Genomic DNA, 6,877 nt, shown 5'->3' with positions numbered 1-6,877 from the left:
GGACGCTTCCTTCGTACTCACCCTCTCGGGCTTTCCTCCGGGCGCTTCCCTTCGGTGTTTCCGACTCTATCAGATCCTTTCGGAGCCTGATTCCCCGTCAGAGGGGGTTTGTCTTCCCGGCCGTTGGGCCGTTCCGACGTTCCAAACCTTAGCGGATTCTCTCGGCGATTCCCAGTCGGGCCTTTCGGCCCGAGCGGTGCCGCCGAGTCCCGGGAAACGAGTCGATAAGGAATTCGGGCACGCCGAAATCCACCCGTTCGGGAGATCGTGCTTGTGGTTTGGTGCCGCTGCTGCGGCGGGAGGTGTCGCGGGACTGTTACGTCCCCGCGGCAACCCGAAGAACACTACGGGGCGGGCAGGGGGCTGTCAACACCCCCTGTCAAGATCTTTTAGTCCAGGTCGCTGAGGCGTCCGCCGGCGTCCGGCTGGGCGTGCTCCACCCTGCGCAGGAGGCGGGTCAGCACCTCGCCCAGCACTCCGCGTTCCTCCGTCGTCAGGTCCTGGAGCAGGTCCTCCTCGAAGACCGAGGCGAGACGCATGGCCTCCAGCCACTTCCCGCGACCCTCGGGGGTCAGCTCCACGATCACCCGGACGCGGTTCTGCTCGTCCCGCTCCCGGGTGACAAGGCCCTCCGTCACCATGCGGTCGATGCGATGGGTCATCGCGGCCGGCGTCAGGCCGAGTCGCTTCGCGAGGTCGCTCGGACCCATGCGGTAGGGGGCGCCAGACAGGACGAGGGCCTTGAGGACCTCCCACTCGGCGTTGCTTATGCCGAGGGCGGCGGTCTGACGGCCGTAGGCGACGTTCATCCGGCGGTTGAGGCGGGACAGCGCCGAGACGACCTTCTCGACCTGGGGGTCGAGGTCCTGGAACTCGCGCTGGTAGGCGGCGATCTGCTCTTCGAGGCTCGGCTCGCTGCCGATGGCCGTGCCGCTGGTGTCGGAGGTCTCGCCCATGCTCCGCAGTATCGCACGGTGTGGCTTGGGCTTGAAGTCCTTCGAGGTGTAGCCTTTAGCTTTGAAATTTATCTTCGAAGTCTTCAGTTGTAACGGCTGGCTGCTTCGGTCGATCGACTCCTACGACTTGAGAGAGGTGAACGTGACCAGGGCGATGGGCGCAGCGATGCGCCGGATCCACGTGGGCAACGCACTCAGCGCGTTCGGGCTCGGTTTCACCGTTCCCTATCTGTATGTCTATGTGGCGCAGGTGCGGGGCCTCGGTGCCATGACGGCGGGGATGGTCCTCGCCGTCTTCGCCGTGGCCGCGCTGCTGGTGCTGCCGTTCGCCGGCCGGGCGATCGTGCGGCGCGGCCCGCTGCCGGTTCTGCTCGCCGCCCTGGTCACGGCCGCTCTGGGGGCGCTGGGCCTGGGGCTCGCGGCGAACGCGGCGGCGGTGCTGGTCGCGGCCACCGCGCTCGGGGCCGGGCAGGCCGTGATGCAGCCGTCGCTGGCGACGATGATCGTGGACTGCTCGACGTCCGAGACGCGGTCGCGGGCGTTCGCGACGCAGTTCTTCCTGCAGAACCTGGGGCTCGGCGTCGGCGGGCTCATCGGCGGCCATCTCGTCGACACCACGCGCGTGTCGTCCTTCACGCTGCTGTTCGCGATCGAGGCGGCGATGTTCCTGCTGCTGGTCGTGGTGCTGTCGACGGTGCGGATGCCGCATGCGCCGACCATCGGCGATGCGCCGGGGGTGTCGGCGCGGGGCAGCTGGAAGCAGTTGCTGGAGAACCGGGCGATGGTGCAGTTGTGCGTGCTGGGCTTCGTGTTGTTCTTCGCCTGCTACGGGCAGTTCGAGTCGGGGCTGAGCGCCTACGGGGTGGAGGCCGCCGGGATCTCGACGTCCGCGCTGGGCACGGCGCTGGCCGCGAACACGGCGGTGATCGTGGTGGCGCAGTTCGCCGTGCTGAGGTTCGTGGAGCGGCGCAGGCGGTCCCGGGTGATCGCCGCAGTCGGGCTGATCTGGGCCGTGGCGTGGGTCGTGGCGGGGTACGCGGGACTGGGGCACGGCAGCCAGGAGATGGCCACGGCCGCCTTCGTGTCGACGTACGCCCTGTTCGGGCTGGGTGAGGCGATGCTGTCGCCGACCGTCGCGCCGCTGGTGGCCGATCTCGCGCCGGAGGGGATGGCCGGGCAGTACAACTCGGCCTTCGCCCTGGTGAAACAGCTCGCGCTGGCGGTCGGGCCGGCGGTGGGCGGGCCGATGGCGGCGTCGTTGCACGCGCCGTACGTGGTGACTTTCCTGCTGTTCTCGTTGGGGATCACGGTGCTCGCGGTGCGGCTCGGGCGGGGGCTCACACAGGCGCAGGACCGGCCGGGGCTCGCCGCGCGGAGCCTGGTGGTGGCCCGGGGTGCCGGTCCGCGCGAATCGGCGCGGACCAGCCCGTCCGGCGTCTGAGCATCGTGGCCGCCGCGGGACGGCGGTCACGGCGGCTCAGGGCCGCGGCCGGTTCAGGGGCGGGGCAGTAGGAACTCGCACCAGACCGCCTTTCCGCCGCCCGGGGTTCTGCGTGACCCCCAGGTGGAGGCGATCGTCGCCACGATGGCGATGCCCCGGCCCGACTCGTCCCCGGGTTCCGCGCGGCGGCGCCTGGGGAGGTGGTCGTCGCCGTCGGTGACCTCCACGATGAGGCGGCGGTCGGTGCGGCGCAGCCGCAGGCGCATGGGCGGGGTGCCGTGCTGGAGGGAGTTGGCGACCAGTTCGCTGGCCGCCAGGACGCCCAGGTCGTGCAGGTCGGCGGGAAAGCGCCAGCTCGTGAGGACGCCGGAGGCGAAGGCACGCGCGCGTGGTGCCGCTTCCATGCCGCCGAGCAGTTCCAGGGCGGCGTTGCGGAAGAGTTCGCCGTCAGCGCCGGTGCGTGCGGGGTGCTGGAGGACCAGAACGGCGACGTCGTCGTCGTGGTCGGCGGTGAGGCCGGCCGAGCGGACCAGGCGGTCGCAGATCACCTGGGGGGTGCCGGTGGCGCCGGCCAGGGCGTGTTCCAGGGCCGCGATTCCTTCGTCCAGGTCCGCGTCCCGGCGCTCGACCAGCCCGTCCGTGTAGAGGACCGCCGTGGAGCCGGGGCCCAGCGGGACCGAGCCGGAGGCGTGGATCCAGCCGCCGGTGCCGAGCGGAGGGCCGGTCGGTTCGTCGGTGCGCAGCACCGTACCGCTCTCGTCGCGGACCAGGATGGGGAGATGTCCGGCCGAGGCGTACACCAGCCGGCCCTCGTTCGGGTCGTGGACGGCGTAGGCGCACGTGGCGATCTGGTTGGCGTCGATCTCGGTGGCGAGGCCGTCGAGGAGCTGGAGTACCTCGTGCGGGGGCAGGTCGAGGCGGGCGTAGGCGCGGACCGCCGTGCGCAGCTGGCCCATCACCGCCGCCGCCCGCACCCCTCGGCCCATCACGTCGCCGATCACCAGGGCCGTGCGGCCGCCGCCCAGGGTGATGACGTCGTACCAGTCGCCGCCGACGGCTGCCTCCGTGCCGCCGGGCTGGTAGGTGGCCGCGATGCGCAGGTCGTCGGGTTGCTCCAGTTCCTGCGGGAGGAGCGAGCACTGCAGGGTCACCGCGGTCTCGCGCTGGCGGCGTTCGCTGGCGCGGAGGCGTTCGGCGGCCTCGGCGTGGTCGGTGACGTCGGTGGCGAACACGAGCACGCCCGCGCCGTCGCCGTTCTCCGCGGCGGGGGTGCAGGTGAAGGTGTAGGAGCGGCCGTCGACGGCCTTGCGGGACTTGAGCGTGCGGGGCTTGCCGCTGCGCAGGACCTGGTCGAGGAGGGGCAGCAGGCCCAGTTCGGCCAGTTCCGGGAGGGCTTCGCGGGCCGGTTCGCCCGGGGACCGCACCCCGAAGGCCGCTACGTAGGCGTCGTTGACGTAGGCGATGCGGTGGTCGCTGCCGTGCACCAGGGCGACGAGGGCCGGGACGCGGTCGAGGACCTCGCGTGCGGCGAGTTCATCGACGGGGGGCACGGGGATCGCACCGTCGGTCAGCTGTTCGGCGCGGGCCGCGGGCACGGAGCCTTCCCCCCGCCGGTCCGGGGGGACCGCGTGCTCGGTCCGCGCTGCCGCGCGGCGCTGCGTTCCGGGGAGCCGGGCGCTCCAGCGCGTGAAGTTCACTTGGGAAAAAGCCTCGTGGGTGCTGAGGACGGGCGGGTGCCCGTCCGAGGTCGTGGGGCAGTCTGGCAGTGTCTGCGGACCGCGGCGACATCCGTCAGACGCCGGGGCGGGCCGTGGAGTTCCTCGGTCCGGTCAGATCGACCCCTTCGGGTCGTCCGTGGGGTCGGAATGAGGCTTTCCACCGGCCGCGAGTTCGAACTCCGCTCGGGGATGTTCGAGCGATCCGAGGGAGACGATCTCTCGTTTGAAGAGCCCGGAGAGGGTCCATTCGGCGAGCACCCGGGCCTTTCGGTTGACGGTGGGCACCCTGCTGAGGTGGTAGACGCGGTGCATGAACCAGGCAGGGTAGCCCTTCAGCCTGCGCCCGTAGATCTGGGCGACGCCCTTGTGCAGTCCGAGGGAGGCGACGGATCCGACGTATTTGTGCGCATACGTCTTAGGGGGTTCGCCGCGCAGGGTGTGGACGATGTTGTCGCCGATGAGCCTGGCCTGGCGGACCGCGTGCTGGGCGTTGGGGGCCGTCTCGGCGCCGGGCGCGTCCGCGGTGAGGTCGGGTACGGATGCCGCGTCGCCGGCGGCCCACGCGTGGTCGGCGCCGTCGATGCGCAGCTGGGCGGTGCACTTCAGCCGGCCGCGCCCGGTGAGCGGGAGGTCGGTGGAGTGGAGGAGCGGGTGAGGTTTGACGCCCGCGGTCCACACGACCGTGCGGGTCGGCAGGCGCTGGCCGTCACTCAGTGCGGCGACTCGGCCGGCGCAGGATTCGAGGCGGGTCTCAAGGAGCACCTGGATGTTGCGGCGGCGCAGTTCGGTGACGGTGTAGCGGCCCAGCTCCGCGCCGACCTCGGGGAGGATGCGGTCGGATGCCTCCACGAGGATCCACTTCATGTCCTCGGGCCCAAGGTTGTGGTAGTAGCGCGTGGCGTAGCGGGCCATGTCCTCCAGCTCGGCGAGCGCCTCGACGCCTGCGTAGCCGCCGCCGACGAAGACGAAGGTGAGGGCGGCGTCGCGGATGGCCGGATCGCGGGTGGAGGAGGCGATGTCCATCTGCTCGATGACGTGGTTGCGCAGGCCGATGGCCTCCTCGACGGTCTTGAAGCCGACGCCGTGCTCGGCGAGACCGGGGATGGGCAGGGTGCGGGGGACCGAGCCGGGGGCGAGGACGAGTTCGTCGTAGTCGAGGTGGTCGGGGCCGCCGCCCTCCTCCTCGGTGGCGAGGGTGGTGAGGGTCGCGGTGCGCTTCGTGTGGTCGATGGCGGTCGCCTCGCCGACGATGACATGGCACCGGTCCAGAACGCGGCGCAGCGGTACGACGACATGCCGAGGGGAGATCGAACCGGCGGCCGCCTCGGGCAGGAACGGCTGGTACGTCATGTAGGGGTCGGGCGTGACGACGGTGATCTCCACGTCACCCTGCCTGAGCTCCCGTTTCAGCTTCCGTTGCAGACGCAGGGCCGTGTACATCCCGACGTAGCCGCCGCCGACAACGAGAATGCGCGCACGTTCCTTCACCATCCCATGACGCACCCGGCACTGGTGTTTGTCCACAGCCCCGGCAATTTGTGTGACCGGCGGTTCTGTGCGCCCGCGCGCGACCCGGGCGCCGGCGCGGGGAACAAGCGGGCAGGTCAGCGGGGGCGGTCGGGAGGGCGCGGGGGTGCGTAATCGGGATGAATGTGCCCCGTACTCCGATCGGGGGGCGCTCCGTGCGGAACCTGCCCCTTCTGAATTGACTCCCGCTCAACTATGTTCGTGTGCACGGGGTGTAGGGGATGTGGTCGAGCGGGGCCGCGACGGGCGGTCGCGGTCGTGGCACGGCGCCCGTTCCGGACACTTCGGAATTCAGTGGCGGGGAGTCTCCGGGGGGAGACGTCATTAACCGGGGGAACGCTTATGCATATTCAGGACACGCATTGGTCATCAGCGTCCGCCGTCGCGCCCGGTGCCGGGCCGGTCGGGGCCGCGACGGGTGACGGACGCGCCGAGGGGCCGCGGACGACGCCGCTGCGGGTGGACGCACAGCGCAATCTGGAGCACGTGCTGCGTGCGGCCCGTGAGGTCTTCGGCGAGCTGGGGTACGGCGCGCCGATGGAGGACGTGGCACGGCGGGCGCGGGTAGGCGTCGGCACGGTGTACCGGCGCTTCCCGAGCAAGGACGTCCTGGTCCGGCGGATAGCCGAGGAGGAAACGTCCCGGCTGACCGACCAGGCGCGGGCGGCGCTCGGGCAGGAGGACGAGCCGTGGTCGGCGCTGTCGCGCTTCCTGCGCACCTCGGTGGCCTCGGGCGCGGGACGGCTGCTGCCGCCGCAGGTGCTCCAGGTCGGGGTGCCGGCCGACGCCGGTCTCGGGGCCGGCGACGCGCGGGTGCCGCAGCAGCGGATCCAGCCGGGCACGGCCGAGCTGCGGCTGGTGCCGGAGGAGCAGACGGTCGCCGATGACGCGGGGGCGGCAGCGCTGCTCGACGTGGTGGGCCAGCTCGTGGAGCGGGCGCGCGCGGCGGGCGAGCTGCGGCCGGACGTGTCGGTGTCGGACGTCCTGCTGGTGATCGCCACGGCGGCGCCCTCGCTGCCGGACGCGGCCCAGCAGGCGGCGGCCTCGTCACGGCTGCTGGACATCCTGCTGGAGGGGCTGCGGTCGCGGCCCGTGTGAGGGCGACACCCGCTGACAGCGGGGAGACAAGCGGTCGAGCGGGGCGCGTTATGGGAGATCAAGTTCCGGTCGGAATAGGTCAGTTGAGCCCTTTCCGGCCGGGTGACCGTCAGCACGGCCGGGCGCCAAGTCCGCTC

General features: G+C 71.4%; 5 protein-coding genes. 2 read left to right on the top strand and 3 right to left on the bottom strand.

Features of this window, described 5'->3' with window-relative positions; all coding sequences use genetic code 11:
- Positions 1-389 precede the first annotated feature (389 nt).
- Positions 390-956, bottom strand: coding sequence for a MarR family winged helix-turn-helix transcriptional regulator (locus ABT245_RS41585; RefSeq protein WP_351745037.1), 567 nt, complete (start codon positions 954-956; stop codon positions 390-392).
- 154 nt (positions 957-1,110) lie between these two features.
- On the opposite strand from ABT245_RS41585, the gene ABT245_RS41580 reads away from it, so the two are divergent.
- Positions 1,111-2,397, top strand: coding sequence for an MFS transporter (locus tag ABT245_RS41580; RefSeq protein ID WP_351745043.1), 1,287 nt, complete (start codon positions 1,111-1,113; stop codon positions 2,395-2,397).
- A gap of 53 nt (positions 2,398-2,450) precedes the next feature.
- On the opposite strand, the gene ABT245_RS41575 is transcribed toward ABT245_RS41580, so the two are convergent.
- Both ABT245_RS41575 and ABT245_RS41570 read right to left on the bottom strand, forming a co-directional pair.
- Positions 2,451-4,094, bottom strand: a complete 1,644-nt coding sequence (locus ABT245_RS41575) for an ATP-binding SpoIIE family protein phosphatase (protein ID WP_351745034.1) — start codon at positions 4,092-4,094, stop codon at positions 2,451-2,453.
- 132 nt (positions 4,095-4,226) lie between these two features.
- On the bottom strand, positions 4,227-5,606 hold the full coding sequence (locus ABT245_RS41570; RefSeq protein WP_351745031.1) for an NAD(P)/FAD-dependent oxidoreductase: 1,380 nt from the start codon (positions 5,604-5,606) through the stop codon (positions 4,227-4,229).
- Between the two features lie 378 nt (positions 5,607-5,984).
- Here ABT245_RS41570 and ABT245_RS41565 point away from each other — a divergent pair, with 378 nt between their 5' ends.
- Positions 5,985-6,740 (top strand): TetR/AcrR family transcriptional regulator, encoded by a 756-nt coding sequence (locus ABT245_RS41565; protein WP_351745029.1) that lies wholly within the window; start codon positions 5,985-5,987, stop codon positions 6,738-6,740.
- The last annotated feature ends 137 nt before the right edge of the window (positions 6,741-6,877 follow it).

The sequence above is a fragment of the Streptomyces sp. NPDC001508 genome, from assembly GCF_040298665.1.
GTDB lineage: Bacteria > Actinomycetota > Actinomycetes > Streptomycetales > Streptomycetaceae > Streptomyces.
This window is presented reverse-complemented; position numbering and strand designations above follow the sequence as displayed.